This window comes from Corynebacterium sp. ES2730-CONJ, from assembly GCF_024834055.1.
GTDB lineage: Bacteria > Actinomycetota > Actinomycetes > Mycobacteriales > Mycobacteriaceae > Corynebacterium.
Genome location: NZ_JANUXZ010000003.1, coordinates 15,418 through 35,367 on the forward strand (window position 1 = coordinate 15,418; position 19,950 = coordinate 35,367).

Below are 19,950 nucleotides of genomic sequence, written 5' to 3' on the forward strand. Positions count from 1 at the left end.
GCCTCCTGCTGCTCACGAAGTCTCTGCGAGGGTCGCGAAGTGTGAGGGTGGAGCTAACGAGCCGGGAACCACAACGAGTTTTCATGAAAGGGAAGCTATGACTACCAACAAAGATAAGGCCGTTCTTCAATATCCAGGCGGAGAATATGAACTTGACATCATTCGCTCTCATGAGGGTAATGACGGCATCGCGCTGGGCAACCTGCTCGCTGACACTGGTTTTGTTACCTACGATCCAGGTTATGTATCCACTGGGTCAACGGAATCGAAGATTACCTATATCGACGGCGCAGAGGGAATTCTTCGTTATCGCGGCTACAATATTGCTGACCTCGCTGAGAATGCCAATTTCAGTGAAGTTTCCTATCTACTGATCAAAGGGAAGCTCCCGAATCAAGAGGAGCTCGACGCTTTCGAAAATGAAATTCGTCATCACACGCTCTTGGACGAGGACTTTAAAGACCAGTTCTCCATCTTCCCGCGCAACGCGCACCCCATGTCGGTGCTCGCATCCTCGGTGAATATTCTCTCGACGTACTACCAGGATCAATTGGATCCACTGGATGAGAGGCAACTTGATATGGCCACAGTGAGGCTGCTGGCCAAAGTGCCTATGCTGGCAGCCCAGGCGTATCGTGCATCCAAGGGCGCACCGTTTATGTACCCGGACAACTCCCTCAATACCCGCGAAAACTTCCTGCGGATGATGTTTGGCTATCCAACTGAGCCTTATGAGGTTGATCCGGTGATGGCTCGTGCTCTGGACAAGCTGTTGATTCTGCACGCCGATCACGAGCAGAACTGCTCCACATCGACGGTTCGGATGATCGGATCTGCTCAAGCCAATATGTTTGTTGCCATTGCTGGTGGCATTAATGCCCTTTCTGGCCCCCTTCATGGAGGTGCTAACCAGGCGGTATTGGAGATGCTCGAAGAAATCGACGCCCAAGGTGGAGACGCAACAGACTTCATGAACCGGGTGAAGAATAAGGAGCAAGGCGTTCGCTTGATGGGGTTCGGACACCGCGTCTACCGCAACTACGATCCACGCGCCGCTATTGTTAAGGATGCTGCCCACGAGATTCTCGAGCATTTGGGCGGTGACCACCTGCTCGATCTAGCAATGAAGTTAGAAGAGATTGCACTGAAGGATGATTATTTTATTCAGCGCAAGCTGTACCCGAATGTTGACTTCTATACGGGTCTAATCTACCGAGCCATGGGATTTAATACCGATTTCTTTACGGTTCTTTTTGCAATCGGCCGGTTGCCTGGCTGGATTGCTCAGTATCGGGAGCAATTGGCCACCTCAACAAAGATTAATCGACCACGCCAAATATACACTGGCGAGGTGAATCGCACGCTTCCACCTATCTCCGAGCGCTGAGAAATTACTGGATAATTAAGGTCTCGCTGGACTTTACCGCTAGAATAAGCGGGAAAGGTTCCAGTGGGGCCTTAATTTATCAACTAAGACCTCATATGACGTAGAACCAAAACCCATCGACAGTAGTCGTGCTTGAAGGAGATACAGCTTCCATGGAAAAACCAGTTATTGAAGTCCCCGCAGGTGCAGCCCCTGAAGATCTTGTCATCACTGACCTTCTTGAAGGTGATGGAGCAGAAGCCCAGCCTGGTGGCATGGTTGAAGTGCACTATGTGGGCGTAGATTTTGAAACCGGCCAGGAGTTCGATTCCTCCTGGGACCGCGGACAATCCATTGAATTCCCCTTAAGCGGCTTGATAGCTGGATGGCAAGAGGGAATACCCGGAATGAAGGTGGGAGGTCGGCGCCAACTCGTTATTCCCCCAGAGGCTGCGTACGGCCCTGCTGGAGGCGGCCATCCACTTGCGGGACGTACCCTTGTCTTTGTGATTGATTTGCTAGACGCCCGCTAAATCGAATTCTTCAAACCCGCATCGCTAAAGCTGATGCGGGTTTTTTGTACGCAAAGGAAGAGTAGCTTAACAAAATTGTCGATTCCAGAACAGTGGTTTATTTAGGGTGCGGGGGTAGCTAAAATCTTGCATAAAGCGAGGAGGTCGGGGGTAGTAGATAAAAAAGATAGTGAAAATAATTCAGGATCTGCGGCTATTGGGGGGAAGTTTGGGTAGGTTAGGAAGCGAAGATATATTCATGTGACTGGCAACACATGGTGTTGCTGTTGTGGCTTATTTCTAAAAATTTACCTAGACGTCAAGCCGCACATCGCCAGAGTTTTAGCACACGCGAAATTCTCAAATATTCCGGCTCCGCGTAGTAAAAGCTCAGCCTTAGGCCCCAATCGACCGAAAATAATATAGCTCCGCAGTCAAAAGACCCACCTCGGTATTTGCACGCGAAGCTGTGATGCGAAAGAGAGTGCACCATGAATGCTCAGCCCATGCCTAGGCGGCGCGAGCCCACCGCCCAAGAATTTGTAGAGATGCAAAAAGACCGCCAATTCCTGGAACTCAAGTCGACCTATCGATCCTTTACTTTCCCTATGTCGCTTGCGTTCTTTGTGTGGTACATCGCCTATGTCCTAACCGCTACGTATGCGCCGAGCTTTATGGCCACCCCCGTGTACGGGAATGTGAATATCGGAGTGATTTTCGGATTTGCTCAGTTTATTACCACCTTCGTAATCACGTGGGTGTATATCCGTTATGCCAATAGGAATATTGAGCCCCAGGCTGCAGCAATCCGTTCACGTATGGAGGGTTAAAAAATGAAGATATTATATGTAGCTGAAACCGTTTCAACCGGAAACCCCGTGCTCAACATCTCCGTCTTTATCATCTTCATTGTTATAACCATGGGGGTGGTGTTAAAAGCTGGGCGGTCTACAAAGGAGGCCTCCGACTTCTATACCGGTGGTGGATCCTTCTCTGGACGACAAAATGGACTCGCAATTGCGGGTGACTATCTTTCTGCTGCCTCCTTCTTAGGTATCGTCGGTGCGATAGCGCTCAATGGATATGATGGATTCCTCTATTCTGTCGGCTTCTTTGTTGCATGGTTGGTCGCCCTTCTACTGGTGGCTGAACCCTTAAGGAATGTGGGTCGTTTCACGATGGCCGATGTGCTCTCCTTCCGTCTCCGCCAGAAGCCAGTACGGGTGGCAGCGGCATTTGGCACCCTATTCGTTTCCCTGTTTTATCTGATCGCTCAAATGGCCGGAGCGGGATCCTTGGTATCAGTCTTGCTTGATGTCCACGACTTTGGAAAACAGGCGATAGTAGTCGCAGCGGTGGGAGTAGTCATGATTTTGTACGTGCTCATTGGAGGCATGAAGGGCACCACCTACGTGCAAATGATCAAAGCTGTTCTTCTAATTATTGGCGTGGGCAGCATGTCGATTTTGGTTTTTATCTCCATCAAGGGTGGTCTCTCCGCCGTTATGGACATGGCGGTAGAAACCCATCGTGTGTCAGACACCCTCGCCCAAAAAGGTTACGAAGCGTCACAGATTCTGGAACCAGGGTTAAAATTCGGCCAGACTGCGACCTCACGTCTTGATTTTGTTTCCCTCGGACTATCTCTAGTCCTGGGTACAGCCGGTCTCCCGCACGTGCTCATGCGCTTTTACACCGTTCCTACCGCAACGGAGGCACGGCGCTCAGTTACGTGGGCTATCATCCTCATCGGCGCCTTCTACCTGATGACGTTGGTTCTTGGATACGGTGCTGCCGCTCTGGTGGGACCGGACCGGATCCTTGCCGCACCTGGGGGAGCCAATTCAGCCGCTCCGTTACTTGCTTTGGCACTCGCTGGCCCGTTCTTCATGGCGATTATTTCGGCAGTAGCCTTTGCAACCGTCCTAGCTGTTGTCGCGGGACTCGCAATTACCGCCTCGGCATCAATCGCCCACGATATCTACAATGGGGTACTTCGCAATGGAGAAGCCACGGAAGAAGAGCAAGTACGGGTATCGCGCATAACAGTTGTCATCATTGGCGCGGTTTCGATAGCTCTGGGTATCCTTGCCATGGGGCAAAATGTAGCTTTCCTAGTCTCTCTTGCATTCGCAGTTGCCGCCTCGGCAAACCTACCCACCATATTGCTCTCGCTGTACTGGAAGAAATTCAATACCACAGGTGCTGTAGCCTCTATGTACACAGGTTTAGCTCTGGCCGTCTTGCTTATAGTCTTCTCACCAGCAGTCTCGGGATCGGCGAATTCCATGCTGGGGGAGAACGTCAACTTTGCATACTTCCCGCTCAACAGTCCAGGTATAGTATCGATTCCTTTGGCCTTCTTAGCCGGCATTATTGGAACTTTTATGGGCAAACCAGATAACCTCGATCACCTTCAGGCGGAGATGGAAGTCCGCTCTCTAACTGGCGTCGGAGTCGAAGCGGCGGTCGATCACTAGTATCGCGGTAGAGCCTTAAGGCTCCAAAAATAACCCTGTTAAGGCTTTAATCACGGCCGTTTGTATGTGCTCATATACCGTCAATAGAATGAAGAAATGCTCTTAACCTCTGCTAGCAGGAAGGGCTTCGGTATATGGCCACACCGGGTCATAGGCCCGCTACTCATAGTCGGACTATGCCTCGGGGCTTGCACCCGCGAACCTGCAGATCAACCCTCCTTAACCCGACGTCAACACGAAGGGCGATGGCTTGATCTCAAAGGGTTTCAGGTCCCTCAGCTGGGAGATCCAGTAAAAGATAATTTCAGCGCTCAAATTACCTATGTCAATATCGCCGAAGGCGGTCATATCGGGACTGTGAATGAGCGCGCACCCCGTCCCGCTCTCAGTCTGATCAAGCTCTATATCGCTCAATATATTTTCGAGCGTGGCGATACAAGCGATTTCCCCCGGGCTAGGTCAATGGTTAGAACTTCCGATGACGATCTAGCCACGGATCTGTATGAAAAATATCCGCAATCCATCGATTGGGTGATTAAAAAATACGGTCTCGAATCAACCCAAGCGAATACTCAGTGGGGATATTCGCTGACGAGTACTTTCGACGTTGCCTACTTCCTTGCCCAGGTGCTCATTAATAATCCGCAGGCGCCGGTGCTGCGAGCGATGCGAGACACGGCAGCGACCGCTAAGGACGGAACGAGTCAAAACTTTGGTACCGCTATTTTTCCGGGAGTGGAAGGAACTAAGTTTGCGTGGTCTAATGAAAAAGACATCCACGCCTCCGCATCTTTTGGAACTGACTTTGTGGTCGTGGCCAGCAGTTACGGTGATGCGGACAAGCTGACCAAGCTCGTCCGCATGCAGCTTATCGATGCTCCGTTAGCGACATCGACTAGCTCGACAGCCGCACAATTTGAAGAGCCTGATTGATCTGATCCCCATGTGGCAATGGGAAGCGATCTGCACCTGGAATGTGCGAGCTTAAACCAGCAAGAGCGTGTCCCAGATCAGCGCGAGGTGGCGCCGGTGGTTGGGGGAGAAGGATTCCGCGGTCGCCCGGTCGCCACTGACCCCAGTCGCGAGCATAAACATTGTTGACATCAACGAGAATTCCGTCCACAGTACGTTGTTGACCGGCCTTTTGGTGGATGGTTGTGAGGGGATGGATACGTCCCTGGGAGCCCCAGTCGTGCTGCCAGTAGAAGGATCCGAGTCCATCGCGACTGGCCCACTCAATAGTGTTGTAATTGCCATAAATGCCCATGCTGTAGCCCCCTAATAAGAGAGCTTCTTGGAAAGCTCGAAGGTAGGGGCGAATGAGCTGATCGTACTCTGCCCATGTGGGGTTATCGTCGATGGCTACGTAGATGGGGCGACCAGTCGGTCCCCCTGCAGCCTTGTGCAAAGCGATAGCCTGCGGCGCGTGGATTGCCGCGCCGTATGCTCCCTGGCGCCAATCCGCTGTGGGGCCTTTGCCAAATTGATAGACGGAAGCGGTGCTGAGACCGTTCGCTGCAAAATCACGAGTCTCTCTTAGGCCAACGGGTTTGCCTAGCATCCAGAGTGCATCGGGGCGTGGGCGGGAGACATAGCGGACAGCGCCCGCAGCACCGCTGGCTTTTACAGCAGCTGCCGAGGGAACGCCAGCAGAATAGTCGAGAACGGTTGCTTGGATGGGTCCCAAAGCAAATGCTTGGGGTGAAAAGCCTATGCTGATGGCGGCGCTGAGAGCGAGAGCCTTGACGAGGCGGGTGTTAAAGAAAGACATATTGCTCCTTATCAGTGATGCTAATAGATCACACTGGTTCAAGACTTTAACACTTTCAACGCTTAAAAAACTACCCTGTTTGTTCCTGTTGCGAGTTGGATTTATCCAACAGGTGAGCCAGTAGAGGGAAAAGTAGCACTGTGATGCTACCTGCCGCCACCAGAATTGAAGCGTTGGCAGAGCTTATGATCTCAGAGGTTGTCGCCACATCGGTGACGGCCACAATAATGGGTAGCGCGGTCGCGCCATATAAGCTGAGCTGGATTTTCTCTCGAGTTGTCTCGAGCCCGGAGCCAGTATTGGAGAAAATCTCGCGAAGTAAAATTGGTAGCCCGCGCGCGATATAGATGACCGGAATGAGAATCGCTAGACGCATGGGGTTGTCGACGACGGCGGCAGTGTCGATTGCCATACCCGAGCACACGAAGAAAACGGGAATTAATAGACCGTACCCAACGACATCGAGACGCTGTTCAAGAGCGTTGCGATATTTTTTCGGCACCAACTGACGCAGGATGAAACCAGCTGCAAACGCGCCCAAAACTACGTCGAGTTGGAAAGCGGCTGCGACCGCCATCAATATGGCGAGCATCCAAATTACCACGCGCAATACCATCTGATTCGTTGCGCTCGCTGAGCTAATCATAGCTCTGCCCACCCATGGAACTAGATTCCTTACTGTCGCTGGAATTGCGGCGATGAGCACCGCAATCGCGAAGAATGAAAGCAGTACCGTGGCGGTTAGCCAGGTGGTGCGGGTAGAAAGCAGCAGAGCCATAGCGAAAATAGGGAAGATCTCGCCGATAGCGCCATGCACTAGCAGCGACTTGCCTACATTAGTATCCAGCATGTCCTGTTGTTTCATGATGGGCAAGAGCGTGCCTACGGCCGTCGATGTCACTGCGATTGCGAGCACCGTTGCGGTAGCCGATGTGCCATAATCTAAAATATAATTAGCGCCTATATAAGATAGAGCGATACATGCGAGCCATGTAACAGAGGCCGTGAATCCTTCACGGCTGCGCACAGTTGACACCTTGATCTCGTATCCAGCCAGTAGGAAGAGCATTCCTAGGCCCAGATCTTTAAGTAAAGAAACTCCACCTTCAATATCAGCGAGGTGAAGGGCATGAGGGCCAATGAGAGCTCCCAAACCAATAAGCAAAACCACAGCTGGAATACGCTTTCCAGTTAGCCAAGACAATATTGGGGCTAAGGAGGCCGCAGCCATGATCCACGCGAAGGAGACAAGCGTGCTGGTTTCCACGGAGCCGGCGGCCAGGAGGACGGGTTCTGAATCACCCAGAAAATTCTGCATTGCATTGATTTTAATGTGATCACCGGAGAAATCTCATAATAAGAATCAAGCCAATTTCTCAGGCACGGGTGAATATTCCTAAGGCTGGATGGTGCTACAGACAGCGCACCCAGTCAAGGGCAATGTGAGCTTCGTGCTTCTAGCGGTATTGGATGTCATCTCTTCCATTGTTAATTTCGCATTGCCACCTGTACCCCTGCGTTCTCGGAAGCTGCGATAAAGGGGGGAGGAAATTAAGCAAAGTCACAAGACGGCAAAGATTATGGCTACGCCCTTAGGACTCCGTGATCCTAGCCGAATGAGCACGGCAGATATGAGGGCCGACGATAGGGGTGCATTCTGCACATCGAGTCCACACCAACGGACCCACGCGGTTAACACGAATCGAATTCTCCAAGCGTCAAAGCCTCATAGTTAAGGAATGACTCAGGATAAGACAGGTTGCGATTGTTGTTCACGCATAAAGGAGATGACGGAAGCGGGGTCCATGAGATAGATACTAAAAATCCGGCTATCGTTTGGAGCTCACTCACTAGGGATCGCTCTTAGGAATAAAAAAGTGCCCCAGAGAGGAATCGAACCTCCGACACCGGCTTTAGGAGAGCCGTGCTCTATCCACTGAGCTACTAGGGCAGCGGTAGGGTCAAAGCCCACCATCTAGGTAGCGTACCCGAATACTAAGAAGTGGCCATAATTAGTACCCCTAGCAGCAAAAATATCTCTCCATTCCAGCCGGTGGCTATCTGGCCTATGCTTTTGCTTAGCCATAGAACCGTATAGAATCACCACTACTAACTAGTGCAGACGAAGTGTGAGGAAGGTTTAGATATGTCCAGCGAGGCGATTTTTCGCGATGTTACAGGAATTAGCGTATCAGCATCAATGATCGAGGAGGATGGCCACCAGTATCTCGCCCTTGATCTGATCGACGACGAGGGACATCCGCTCTCTCGTTTGCTCACCCTCAACCGGTATGACGCTAAACAGATGTCAATGGCATGTGAGCACTATTTACGTCAACAGATATCGGCTGATTTTACCGTCCTATCAGGGCACTTCACCTCTAGTGAACGTGAGAGCTTTGTGGATCCAGTGGACCCAGTGGATCCACAAGATGAGAATTAGATAAATGCGGACAGTTCTCGTGATCGGCATCGGTGCCGGCGACCCAGATTTTCTCACCCTACAGGCTAGCGCAGCTCTCAAACGCGCCCGAGCTGTTTTTGCTCTCGATAAAGGCGATACTAAGGCCGATCTCTTAGAGCTTCGGCATCGTATCATCGATCGCCATGCTCCACAAACACCGATCTATTCCGTGGAAGATCCTCCCCGAGATCGCAACCCTAAGAATTATGATGCCGAGGTACGCTCCTGGCACAGCGCTCGAGCGCACCTGTTGGCCTCAAGTATTCGAGACAATTCAGACAAGGACGATACGATCGCCTTTCTTGTCTGGGGGGATCCCTCTCTTTATGATTCCACCTTGCGCATTATCGAGAAAATGCGGGAGCTCGAGGGGCTAGAGATGGCAGTTGATGTTATTCCTGGCATTACTGCTATCCAAGTGCTGACCGCACGCCATGGACTGCTTCTCAATCGTATTGGTGAAGCTATTCATATCACTACCGGCCGCAACCTCAAAGATACCCGAGAGATAGAGCGCCGCAATTGTGTGGTTATGCTGGACGGCCACGCAGCTTGGCTGGAGAATTTTAGCCCTCAGACCTATATGTGGTGGGGCGCCTATCTGGGCACCGATAAGGAGGTACTGCGCCACGGGTATGTTTCAGAGATCGGTCACGAGGTGCGCGATCTCAAGCAAGATCTCCGTCAGCGCCACGGCTGGATTTTGGATATCTATCTCCTGCGAGAGCTATAAGGCGCTGAGCTCCTTATAGCGGCGCGCCACTTGACCGGCCGGAGGATTGGTGGCGTGGGATCCGTCAGAATACAGCACGGTGGGCACTACCCGATTGCCGCTATTGACGGATTCCACCCACGCTGCGGCTGTGGCATCAGCATCGACATCAACCGTGGTGTAGGGGATATTCTTGTGGTCCAAATCGGCCAGCAAGCGCTGACAGAACGGGCACCACGAGGTGGCATAGATGGTGATGGGGGTTGAACTCATGAATCAAATCCTTAGTCGCTGAAGATTTCTGTTGCTATTCTATCCCAGGTTTGAAAACAATAACTCTGGCCTGAACGGGAGATGGTCCAATCGGTGTGATCGGTGAGTCTAAAATCTTGGGGGATCTCAGGGGCTAGAACGGCTTTTTCACCAACTTCGATATCGGCGTCGATAAGTGTCCGAACAATGCGACCCACCAGGGGGAGTGTTTGCCGGTAAATCTCCCCACCCCCGATGATCCAGCCACGATCGGGTAGCTGAGCTAGATCATGTATCACCCTGGCACCCTGCGACCACGCGCCGGGTTCGCGAGAGGAAATAATAATATTTTCCCGATGAGGTAGGGGACGCACGCTCAACGATTCCCACGTCTTGCGCCCCATAATGACAGTGTGGTTAAGTGTCTGTTCTTTAAAGAACCGCATATCCTCTGGCACATGCCACGGCATGGTAAGGCCATCGCCGATTATACGGTTGAGATTTTGCGCCCAAATAGCTCCTAGCATCTCTACACCGCCACCTGAGCCTTAATTACAGGGTGCGGATCGTAGCCTTCGAAAGCAATATCGTCGAAGGTGTAGGAGAATATATCTGGTGCCGTGCGTAATTTGAGCTGGGGATAAGGGCGGGGATCTCTGGATAATTGCAGGGCTACCTGCTCACGGTGATTATCGTAAATATGGCAGTCGCCACCGGTCCAGATAAATTCCCCGACGTCAAGACCAGCTTGCTGGGCAAATATGTGAGTAAGTAGAGAATAGGAAGCGATATTAAAGGGAACCCCGAGAAACATATCGGCACTACGCTGGTAAAGCTGGCAGGAAAGCTTGTTATCTGCCACGTACAGCTGGAATAAGAGATGACAGGGGGGCAGAGCCATATTGTCGAGCTCGGAAACATTCCACGCCGAGACAATATTGCGGCGGGAATCGGGGTTATTTTTCAATGTGGTGAGAGCTTGAGAGATCTGATCGATATGAGCCCCATTGGGGGTCGGCCAACTGCGCCACTGCACCCCATAGATGGGGCCTAGGTCCCCATTCTCATCGGCCCATTCGTTCCAGATGCGAATATTATTGTCCTGTAACCATCGCACATTTGATGAACCCTGCAAGAACCACAGTAATTCGCCAACAACTGAATGCACGTGCACTTTCTTGGTAGTAATAAGCGGAAACGATTGCGCTAAGTCAAAGCGCATTTGTTGTCCAAATAAGCTCGTCGTTCCCGTACCTGTGCGATCGTCTTTATGAGATCCATCTGAGAGAATTTTCCGCAGGAGATCCTCATAGGGGGTGGCAATAGTAGACACGGTGAACGCTCCTTTATCTCCGAGTTGTATTTATGCTCAGTGCACCATCGTACGTTTTTAAACCCGCCACACACCGAGTGAATCAAAGGTCTCGGGGTGCAGCGGGCTAAAGTCTAGAGGTGCATCTTAATAAGATCCGTGCTCATCTCGAAACTCAGTAGCCAGCTTAATGATCTCTTCCGCTAACTCTGGGCGGCAGATGAGAATATCTGGCATATAGGTATCTTTGTTGTTATAGGTTAATTCACTGCCATCGAGGCGCGAGCAATGCAGACCTGCGGCTTTACACACACCAACTGGGGCTGCGGAATCCCACTCGTACTGGCCGCCGGCGTGGATATAGGCATCATAATCACCCAGCAGAACGTGCATAGCCTTGGCACCAGCCGAACCTAAGGAGACCGAGGAGAAACCGAGGCTCTTTGTTACATGCTGGGCTACTGCGGGTGGGCGGTTGTGTGAAATTGCGATACGCTTGGACATCGGGCCGGTAACGGCACGGGCTTCGTCGGAATGGAAGACCACGCCAAGGTCGGGGAGACCAACTGCGGCATGAGTGGGAATCCCGTTCTCAACCAGTGCGATATGCACAGCCCAATCCTGACGTCCGGTGGCATATTCTTTAGTGCCATCGAGCGGATCGATGATCCAAACGCGCTCTTTACCTAAGCGCTCTGGGTTATCGGCTGCTTCTTCAGAAAGGAATCCGTCGTGTGGGCGGTGCTGGGCGAGAACGCGGGCGATCCAGTTTTGGGCAAGATCGTCGCCAGCATCGCCTAGGGCACGATCCCGCAGAACATCATCTGTGCGCACGCCTTTAAGGATATCGCCGGTGCCTTTGGCGATTCGGTAGGTCAACGTAGCATCATCAAATTGAGCAGTCATAGTTAACTAGTCTAGAGGGTCAGCGAAAAATTGAACATTATTGACAATGATCTCTCAGTGGATTCTGAGAAAGTTTTCGAGCGTTTTCAACCAGCTGTGCGCACCTGGTTCACCGATGTATTCGCCTCACCTACCTCTGTGCAGAATGCCTCATGGAAGGCCATTTCTGCTGGTGAAAATGCCCTCGTGGTTGCTCCAACCGGCTCAGGTAAAACGCTAGCAGCCTTCTTATGGTCACTTAACGAGCTTTCTACGACCTCAGGTCAAACCACACTAGCTGTGGCAAATAACACTTTCGACCCAGCGTCGGAATCAGATAAAGACGCAGGTGTAGGCGTTAAGGTCCTCTATATCTCTCCACTGAAAGCGCTCGGAGTCGATGTCGAGCGCAACCTGCGCGCCCCTCTTATCGGAATCGCGCGCACCGCAGCCAATCTCGGACTCGCGCACCCTACTATTACCGTTGGTGTTCGCTCGGGCGACACCCCAGCCGCCGAACGCGCAGCTCAATTACGTAACCCACCAGATATTCTTATTACCACCCCAGAGTCTGCCTACTTGATGCTGACGTCCAAGGCGCGAGGCATCCTCACAACAGTGCGCACCGTGATTATTGACGAGATTCACGCCATAGCGGGTTCCAAACGCGGGGTGCATTTGGCCCTCAGCTTAGAACGCCTCGAGCGCCTGATTGCAGCCGAGGGCACGAACCGGAGCGGACTCCAGCGCATCGGGCTTTCAGCAACCGTGCGGCCGATTGAGACAGTAGCCCAATTTCTAGGCGGCGATCGTCCTGTGCAGATTATTAACCCCCCAGCGACTAAGAGCTTTGATCTCGTGGTCCGCGTGCCCGTGGAGGATATGTCGGATTTGCCCACACTCGATCAATCTCTCACAGCTAATGACGAACTGATCGACGATTCTTTAGGGCTCAGTAGCAATACCGACGAAACTATGATGATCGGCGGGGATCAGCGCACTGGCTCCATCTGGCCACATATAGAAGCCATGCTCTACGACGAGGTCATGGACCACCGATCCACGATCATCTTTGTCAATTCCAGACGCAGCGCCGAAAAGCTCGCCGCGAGGCTCAACGAACTCTATGTCACAGAGCATTCGCCCGAGGTGCTTGAGACCCCAGCACAAAGTACGATTCCGGCCCAGGTGATGCCGAGTAAGGATGCGATCAAAGATGCGGGGTTGGTGATCGCCCGAGCACACCACGGCTCGGTGAGCAAAGACGAGCGCGCCACCACCGAAACCATGCTCAAAGAAGGAGCACTCCGCGCCGTGGTGTCCACCAGCTCACTCGAACTAGGCATTGATATGGGAGCAGTGGACTTAGTCATTCAGGTCGAAGCTCCGCCATCGGTGGCATCAGGGCTGCAACGAGTAGGGCGCGCCGGGCACGTGGTGGGAGCTGTTTCACACGGCTCTTTCTACCCCAAACATCGCTCGGATCTCGTGCAAACAGCAGTGACTGTTAAAAGGATGCGGGGCGGCCGTATTGAGGCACTGCATATCCCGCGCAACCCCCTCGATGTGTTGGTTCAACAGACTGTCGCCCAGGTGGCGGTCGAGGATATCGATGTCGAGGAATGGTATGCGACTGTTATACGCGCTTTTCCCTACCGCACGCTGCCGCGTGAGGTCTACGATGCCGTGCTCGACTTAGCCAGTGGAGTCTACCCTTCCACTGATTTTGCGGAACTGAAACCCCGCATAGTCTACGATCGCATCACTGGCACGTTATCTGCCAGACCTGGGGCCCAGCGTGTTGCGGTGACCAGTGGCGGCACGATTCCCGATCGGGGCTTATTCGGGGTCTATCTCGTAGGCGGCGAGGTCGGCGCACGCCGTGTGGGTGAACTCGATGAGGAGATGGTATATGAATCTCGGGTTGGTGATGTATTCACTCTTGGAGCGTCGAGCTGGAGAATTGAAGAGATCACTCGCGACCAGGTATTGGTTAGTCCCGCACCAGGGCATTCGGGGCGCCTGCCGTTTTGGGTGGGCGATCAGCTCGGTCGCCCAGCGGAATTAGGAAAAGCGGTCGGCGCTTTCCGACGCGAGATCTTTTCTACACCACATGCTCTCGAGGAGATTGCCACCCTCGACCATAATGCCCGCGAGAATATCGTTCGTTTTCTCCAGGAACAGCACGAAGCGACAGGGGTCATCCCCGATGAGCGCACCTTTGTTCTGGAACGTTTCCGCGACGACCTCGGAGACTGGCGGGTCGTTTTACATACGCCGTTCGGTCGCGGCGTTAATGCCGCGTGGGCGTTAGCTGTGGGCTCGGAGATTGCGCAGCGCACAGGAATAGATGCGCAAGCAGTGAGCTCGGACGATGGGATTGTGCTGCGGTTGCCGGATGCTGATGTGGAACCTGGGGCTGAACTATTCCTCATTGACCCCGATGCAATCGAGCATATTGTGACCGAGCAGGTTGGCAATTCGGCGCTCTTTGCCTCGCGTTTTCGCGAATGTGCCGCCCGTGCGCTGTTATTGCCGAGACGTCATCCGGGCAAGCGCGCACCACTATGGCAGCAGCGGCAGCGGGCCGCCCAGTTACTCGATGTGGCTCGGAAATATCCGACTTTCCCCATCATCTTGGAGGCAGTACGCGAATGCTTGCAAGATGTTTATGATCTACCGAGTCTGGTAGGCGTTCTCGAAGACCTCAAGCTCAAGAAAACCCGCATTGTTGAGATCACAACTGAGCAGCCCTCGCCATTCGCGGCCTCGATTCTTTTTAGTTATACCGGTGCCTTTGTCTACGAGGGCGATAGCCCCTTAGCTGAAAAACGAGCAGCCGCCTTGGCCCTCGACCCAGCCCTCTTAGCCAAACTCATGGGCACAGTGGAATTGCGGGAGCTCCTTGAACCTGAGATTATCGCCGAAGTAGACGCCCAGCTGCGTCGTATTAGCACGGATCGCCAGGCCCGCAACCCCGAGGAACTTATAGATGCCTTGCGCATTTTAGGGCCTATTGCTGATCTGAATGAGCATATTAGCTTTGATACCAGCACGGCTGAACTCCTCAAACAATTCCCCAACAGGATCATGCAGGTACGCATTAACGGCCTCGACCATCTGGCCCAGGTAGCCGACGCGGCTGTTTTACGCGATGGTCTTGGCGTCCCCGTACCGAGAGGGGTGGGAGCACAGATTGAGCCAGTGACTGATGCTCTTGACCAATTAGTAGCCAGGTGGGCTCGCACCCGCGGACCATTTGTGCTCTCAGATCTCCAAAACGCATTCGGTCTGGCTGCGAGCGTCGCTTTTGCTTCCTTAGAAAAACTCATGGAATCTAAGGCAATTATCGCTGGCCATTACCGTAAGGGAATTGAGGCGGAAGAGTATATTGCCAGTGAAGTGCTCCGCATAATTCGGAGTAAATCGCTGGCGAAATTGCGCAGCCAAACCGCCCCCGTGTCACCTTCTGCCTTTGCCCGGTTTCTCTCGTCGTGGCATCAAGTGGCTGCCGTGGGCAGCGAGCCTGAACTCTATGGTGTGGATGGGGTGTACAGCGTTATCGAGCAGCTCGCCGGCGTCCGGTTGCCGGCGAGTGCCTGGGAGGAGTGGATCTTCCCCAACCGCGTGCGAAACTACAACCCGGCGGACCTTGATGAACTGACCTATAACGGTGAGGTACTCATCATCGGCCAAGGTAAGGCCGGGGCCGGAGATCCATGGCTGACCTTGGTTCCAGCTGCCTACGCAGATTCTCTGATCACCGACCCCAGCGATTATTCGTTGACTGATTTACAAGAAAGTGTATTAACTCAACTGGGCACTTCTGGCAGTCATCTCTACCAGGAGCTCAGATCGGATGCCCTTGATAAGGACCTGAGGGAGGCGCTATGGGGTCTCTTTGAATTGGGGCTGGTGTCTCCCGATAGTTTTCGCCCTATTCGCGCCCGCCTGGCAGGGGGAAAGAATACCGCGCATAGGGCCAAGCGCACCCCGAACCGAAGCAGGGGGCGCTTTCGAGGAATGCGCAGTCAAGTCCCCACTCACACCACGCCTCCCGATATGGTGGGACGGTGGGGGCGCACGACAGCCGCCTCCACGGATGCCACGTCGCGGGCCTTCACGCTCGGTGAAACACTACTGGATCGCTATGGAGTGGTAACTCGTGGTAGTGCGATGGGTGAAGATATCGTTGGTGGCTTCGCCTTGGTGTACAAGGTTCTCAAGCAGTTCGAAGAATCTGGCAAAGCGATGCGCGGGCACTTAATTGAAGGTATGGGCGCTACTCAATTTTCAACACCGGCGATTATCGACCGTTTGCGTGGTTATGACGATAGTGCCGATATTTCAGGATGGCCGTCGGGTGCGAAGAACCCTGAGGTTGTGGTTCTTGCCGCAGCCGATCCTGCCAATCCTTATGGGGCCGCTATCGCCTGGCCAGAACGGGGTTTAACGCGGGCTGCTGGATCCCTTGTTGTGCTCATCGATGGCCTCCTCGCGGCTTATATGACTCGAGGAGGAAAGAACCTCATCCTGATGGACACCCCCGAGCCAGCTTATGATTTGGTCATTAATGCCCTCGGAGAAAAGGTGCGTTCCCGGCTGGTTATCGAGAAAGTCAACGGAGATTCAGCTTTGGAGTCGCCTCTCCTTAAATCGCTGAAAGAGGCTGGTTTATCCATCAACCCACGGGGACTGGTCTTGATGCACCAGCCTACCCCGCGCCGCAATACACGAGGGCGACCAGGGCGGAGTTTAGACGATGCATCTGCTGATCTCAGCTTCGATGACTAGTGATCGCTAAGATGAGCCCTATGCGTACTATCCTCAATATCATTTGGGTCCTCTGCGGAGGCCTGTGGTTAGCATTGGGCTATTTTTTAGCGGGAATTATCGCTTTCCTTTTCGTAATTACCGCCCCAATTGGGGTGGCTAGCTTCCGTATGGCCAGCTATGCGCTCTGGCCTTTCGGCCGAGTCGTGGAACCCCAAGCAACAAACGGCTTGAGCGATGTAGCCAATATCCTCTGGTTCCTAGTAGCAGGCTGGTGGCTGGCCCTCAACCATATTATGACCGCTGCAGCGCAAGCAGTCACCATTGTGGGGATCCCACTAGCTATAGCTAATATCAAGATGATTCCGGTGAGTCTGTTCCCGTTCGGGAAACGAATTGTCGCCGCTGATCAGTCCTCCCAACCGCGCGGTATTCTTTAATGCCCGAGGGTGATTCCGTCTTCCGATTAGCCCGACGCCTGCAATTTATGAGCGGACGGGAAGTTATCTCTAGCGATATTCGGGTTCCCCGATTCGCCCTTGCGGATTTCAGTGGTCGACAATGCGAGAAGGTGTGGCCCTATGGCAAGCACCTGTTTATGGCTTTCGGTCCAGATATTCTGCAGACCCACCTCAAAATGGAGGGAACATGGTCGGTTCACCGCTTAGGCGATCGATGGCGAAAGCCAGCTTTTACCGCCCGCGTGGTACTCAGACTGGCAGATCCCCCCAACGATCCCATCGAAATAGTGGGCCATTCTTTAGGACTGGTCAGAGTAATCAAGGCGAGTGAATATGACGAAGCGATTGGTTATTTGGGACCTGACGTTCTAGCCCCTGAGTTTGATGCCGCCGAGGCTAAAAGACGCCTCCTTTTAAGGCCGGATCGAACGATCGGGGCAGCTCTGATGGATCAGAAAAATCTAGCTGGAGTAGGTAATGAGTACCGAGCCGAGATTCTTTTCCTGGCTGGTTTGCACCCGTTACGCCGTGTTGGAGATGTTGATATCGATCAAGTGTTAGCAATCACTCGACGGTTGATGTGGTCCAACAGGCTATCGACCACCCGCGTGAGTACAGGGGTTAAAATCCCCGGCCAAACCTCCTATGTCTTCGGTCGTAATCGTAAGCCGTGTCGACGGTGTGGCACGCTGATCGAAAAAGGGAAATTGGGTGGCAAGGACGCGCACGGGGAAGAAGGGGAGCTCGAACGCATTATTTGGTGGTGCTCTCAGTGCCAACCTAATACATAGCAAAACCGGCCCAATAAGAGGGCCGGTTATGCTAAGTCATGGTTTTAGCGATGGTTGCGATACCAGGTAATGAGCTGATCGGTGGAGCTATCTCCAGAATCTACAGTTTTCTCGCCAGAGACTGCTGGAGCCAGGTCATTAGCCTGCTGCTTGCCTAGTTCTACACCCCACTGGTCGAAGGAATTGATATCCCAGATGACTCCTTGAACAAAAGTGATGTGTTCATAAAGGGCAATCAAGGCACCGAGTACCTGTGGGGTCAATTCCTTAGCCAAAATAGTGGTGGTGGGGCGATTGCCCGGCATCACCTTGTGATTGACCAATTCGCTCTTAACACCTTCGGCGGCGATTTCTTCGGCGGTCTTGCCAAAAGCTAGAACCTTGGTTTGAGCAAAGAAATTGCTCATCAGAAGGTCATGCATGGAGCCAGATCCACTAGCGGTAGGAAGATCTTCCTTGGGGCGGGCGAATCCAATGAAATCAGCAGGGATCAGTTTGGTTCCCTGGTGAATCAGCTGATAAAAAGCGTGCTGGCCGTTGGTGCCGGGTTCACCCCAGTAAATCTCACCGGTCGAGGTAGTCACAGCGGTGCCGTCATGGCGCACAGACTTACCGTTGGATTCCATGGTGAGCTGTTGCAAATAAGCAGGGAAGCGCCCTAGGTCTTCAGAATAAGGTAGGACCGCGTGGGTCTCCGCACCGAAGAAATTATTATATAGAACTCCCAAAAGGCCCATTAGAACAGGAATATTTTCTTCCAAGCTGGCGGTGCGGAAGTGCTTATCCATGGCATTAAAGCCCTCGAGGAAGCGCATAAAATCGCGGGGGCCGATAACAGCCATCAGGGCCAGACCGATGGCAGAATCGACAGAGTACCGGCCTCCGACCCATTCCCAGAAGCCGAACATATTCTTGGTATCAATACCGAATTCGGCAACCTTCTCAGCATTCGTGGAAACCGCAACGAAATGCTTGGCCACTGCTTCTTCGGCGCCGAGCTTTTCTACCAGCCACCGCTTTGCAGCATGAGCATTCGCTAGGGTTTCCTGGGTGGTGAAGGTTTTCGAGGCCACGATAAAGAGAGTGGACTCAGGATCGAGATCATCGAGCGCCGCAATCATATCGGCAGGATCAACATTGGAAACAAATGTGGCATTGATACCGGCAGTGGCATAGCTGCGCAGTGCTTTGGTGGCCATGGCTGGACCCAGATCGGAGCCGCCAATACCGATATTGACTACGGTTTTGATGGTGTGTCCGGTGTAACCTAACCAGCTACCCGAGCGCAGAGAGGTTGCGAAGTCGCGCATCCGGCTGAGGACCTCGTGCACATCGGCGGCGATATTCTGGCCGTCAACCTTGAGGCTTTCTTCCACAGGTAGGCGCAGGGCGGTGTGGAGAACGGCGCGGTCTTCGGTGTTATTGATGTGTTCGCCGGTGAACATCTCCTCGATACGTCCGGAGAGATTGGCGGCTTCAGCGACCTTGATCAGGGCTGCGAGGGCCTGGTCATTGATCAGGTTTTTCGACAAATCGACGTGTAATCCTGCGGCTTCGAAGCTGAGGCGGGAAGCGCGCTCACTGTCAGCGCTAAAAAGCTCGCGCAAAGTGGTCTGCTCGAGTTCTTTATGGGCAACGCTGAGTTCTTTCCACGCTGGGGAGCTAGTGATATCAAGGGACATGAGAATATCTCCATTCATGACGATTACTGGTTTCGCACAATGCGAAAGATCCTAAAAGTCTACGGTAGTCGATAATGATATTAAGTAGTGACCTCGAGGGAGCTCAAGGTGGTCAACACCATAGTTGAGGCTAGGTGGATTTTGTGCCGAGCTTCCCGCGACCCATGCGCAATAAGATCTGCGCTAAGCTCGGGCCTTCATCGCCCAATTCGGCGTGAAACTGATTGATAATTGCCAGTTCGCGGGTGTGAACGAGACGCGTGCCGCCAGCGGACATCCGCGTGCGTCCAATCGCCTTGGAAATCTCAGTGCGACGCTTCACCGCATCAAGGATCAGACGGTCGAGACGATTAATCTCTTCGCGGTACAGCTGGATCTCGCGATCCGTGAGGGGATCGTCGGTGCCTGAGGGAAACCGAACCTCGAAGTGGGGATCAGAATCGTTCATGGTTACCTATTGTGCCACGCTAGAAGGCAAGAAGGTAGAGG

General features: G+C 53.0%; 18 protein-coding genes and 1 tRNA gene. 10 read left to right on the forward strand and 9 right to left on the reverse strand.

Features of this window, described 5'->3' with window-relative positions; all coding sequences use genetic code 11:
• Positions 1 to 97 precede the first annotated feature (97 nt).
• The 5 genes from NXS13_RS04100 to NXS13_RS04120 all read left to right on the forward strand — a co-directional run bounded on the left by NXS13_RS04100 (position 98) and on the right by NXS13_RS04120 (position 5,291).
• Positions 98 to 1,387, forward strand: coding sequence for a citrate synthase (locus tag NXS13_RS04100; protein WP_259158196.1), 1,290 nt, complete (start codon positions 98 to 100; stop codon positions 1,385 to 1,387).
• 152 nt (positions 1,388 to 1,539) lie between these two features.
• The gene (gene fkpA, locus NXS13_RS04105; protein WP_259078400.1) at positions 1,540 to 1,899 is read left to right on the forward strand and encodes an FKBP-type peptidyl-prolyl cis-trans isomerase FkpA; all 360 of its coding nucleotides are present in this window, start codon (positions 1,540 to 1,542) and stop codon (positions 1,897 to 1,899) included.
• Between the two features lie 470 nt (positions 1,900 to 2,369).
• The gene (locus tag NXS13_RS04110; RefSeq protein ID WP_259158198.1) at positions 2,370 to 2,708 is read left to right on the forward strand and encodes a DUF485 domain-containing protein; all 339 of its coding nucleotides are present in this window, start codon (positions 2,370 to 2,372) and stop codon (positions 2,706 to 2,708) included.
• A gap of 3 nt (positions 2,709 to 2,711) precedes the next feature.
• Positions 2,712 to 4,358 (forward strand): cation acetate symporter, encoded by a 1,647-nt coding sequence (locus NXS13_RS04115; protein WP_259078392.1) that lies wholly within the window; start codon positions 2,712 to 2,714, stop codon positions 4,356 to 4,358.
• Positions 4,359 to 4,454: 96 nt separating this feature from the next.
• On the forward strand, positions 4,455 to 5,291 hold the full coding sequence (locus NXS13_RS04120) for a hypothetical protein (RefSeq protein WP_259078390.1): 837 nt from the start codon (positions 4,455 to 4,457) through the stop codon (positions 5,289 to 5,291).
• Here NXS13_RS04120 and NXS13_RS04125 read toward each other — a convergent pair.
• The 3 genes from NXS13_RS04125 to NXS13_RS04135 all read right to left on the reverse strand — a co-directional run bounded on the left by NXS13_RS04125 (position 5,254) and on the right by NXS13_RS04135 (position 8,080).
• The gene (locus tag NXS13_RS04125) at positions 5,254 to 6,129 is read right to left on the reverse strand and encodes a DUF1906 domain-containing protein (RefSeq protein WP_259078388.1); all 876 of its coding nucleotides are present in this window, start codon (positions 6,127 to 6,129) and stop codon (positions 5,254 to 5,256) included. The two genes, NXS13_RS04120 and NXS13_RS04125, sit on opposite strands and share 38 nt — an antisense overlap.
• Positions 6,130 to 6,199: 70 nt before the next feature.
• Complete coding sequence (locus tag NXS13_RS04130; protein ID WP_396124744.1) at positions 6,200 to 7,447, reverse strand: cation:proton antiporter; 1,248 nt, start codon at positions 7,445 to 7,447, stop codon at positions 6,200 to 6,202.
• Positions 7,448 to 8,007: 560 nt separating this feature from the next.
• Positions 8,008 to 8,080: transfer RNA gene (locus NXS13_RS04135), tRNA-Arg, on the reverse strand.
• 195 nt (positions 8,081 to 8,275) lie between these two features.
• Here NXS13_RS04135 and NXS13_RS04140 point away from each other — a divergent pair.
• Together NXS13_RS04140 and cobF are read left to right on the forward strand one after the other, a co-directional pair.
• Complete coding sequence (locus tag NXS13_RS04140; RefSeq protein ID WP_259078386.1) at positions 8,276 to 8,572, forward strand: hypothetical protein; 297 nt, start codon at positions 8,276 to 8,278, stop codon at positions 8,570 to 8,572.
• 4 nt (positions 8,573 to 8,576) lie between these two features.
• A complete protein-coding gene (cobF, locus tag NXS13_RS04145; RefSeq protein ID WP_259289419.1) occupies positions 8,577 to 9,326 on the forward strand; it encodes a precorrin-6A synthase (deacetylating) in 750 nt (249 codons plus the stop codon).
• Here the strand turns inward: cobF and NXS13_RS04150 are convergent.
• The 4 genes from NXS13_RS04150 to NXS13_RS04165 all read right to left on the reverse strand — a co-directional run bounded on the left by NXS13_RS04150 (position 9,321) and on the right by NXS13_RS04165 (position 11,775).
• Positions 9,321 to 9,578, reverse strand: coding sequence for a mycoredoxin (locus NXS13_RS04150; RefSeq protein WP_259078383.1), 258 nt, complete (start codon positions 9,576 to 9,578; stop codon positions 9,321 to 9,323). The genes cobF and NXS13_RS04150 overlap by 6 nt on opposite strands.
• Before the next feature lie 11 nt (positions 9,579 to 9,589).
• Positions 9,590 to 10,084, reverse strand: coding sequence for a dihydrofolate reductase (locus NXS13_RS04155; protein ID WP_259289420.1), 495 nt, complete (start codon positions 10,082 to 10,084; stop codon positions 9,590 to 9,592).
• A gap of 2 nt (positions 10,085 to 10,086) precedes the next feature.
• Complete coding sequence (locus tag NXS13_RS04160; protein ID WP_259078381.1) at positions 10,087 to 10,890, reverse strand: thymidylate synthase; 804 nt, start codon at positions 10,888 to 10,890, stop codon at positions 10,087 to 10,089.
• A gap of 126 nt (positions 10,891 to 11,016) precedes the next feature.
• Positions 11,017 to 11,775, reverse strand: coding sequence for a 3'(2'),5'-bisphosphate nucleotidase CysQ (locus NXS13_RS04165; protein ID WP_259078379.1), 759 nt, complete (start codon positions 11,773 to 11,775; stop codon positions 11,017 to 11,019).
• 57 nt (positions 11,776 to 11,832) lie between these two features.
• Here NXS13_RS04165 and NXS13_RS04170 point away from each other — a divergent pair, with 57 nt between their 5' ends.
• From NXS13_RS04170 to NXS13_RS04180, 3 genes are read left to right on the forward strand one after another with little or no spacing between them, the layout of a single operon-like run.
• Positions 11,833 to 16,548 (forward strand): ATP-dependent helicase, encoded by a 4,716-nt coding sequence (locus tag NXS13_RS04170; protein WP_259289421.1) that lies wholly within the window; start codon positions 11,833 to 11,835, stop codon positions 16,546 to 16,548.
• Between the two features lie 20 nt (positions 16,549 to 16,568).
• Entirely contained in the window at positions 16,569 to 16,967 is a 399-nt protein-coding gene (locus tag NXS13_RS04175) for a YccF domain-containing protein (RefSeq protein ID WP_259078376.1), read from the forward strand.
• Positions 16,967 to 17,779 carry a DNA-formamidopyrimidine glycosylase family protein gene (locus NXS13_RS04180; RefSeq protein WP_259078374.1) on the forward strand — a complete coding sequence of 271 codons (813 nt, stop codon included), beginning with the start codon at positions 16,967 to 16,969 and terminating at the stop codon, positions 17,777 to 17,779. Before NXS13_RS04175 ends, NXS13_RS04180 begins: the two co-directional genes overlap by 1 nt.
• A gap of 44 nt (positions 17,780 to 17,823) precedes the next feature.
• Here NXS13_RS04180 and pgi read toward each other — a convergent pair whose 3' ends face one another.
• Positions 17,824 to 19,461 (reverse strand): glucose-6-phosphate isomerase, encoded by a 1,638-nt coding sequence (gene pgi, locus NXS13_RS04185; RefSeq protein WP_259078372.1) that lies wholly within the window; start codon positions 19,459 to 19,461, stop codon positions 17,824 to 17,826.
• Between the two features lie 130 nt (positions 19,462 to 19,591).
• On the reverse strand, positions 19,592 to 19,909 hold the full coding sequence (locus tag NXS13_RS04190; protein ID WP_259078370.1) for a chorismate mutase: 318 nt from the start codon (positions 19,907 to 19,909) through the stop codon (positions 19,592 to 19,594).
• Between the last annotated feature and the right edge of the window lie 41 nt (positions 19,910 to 19,950).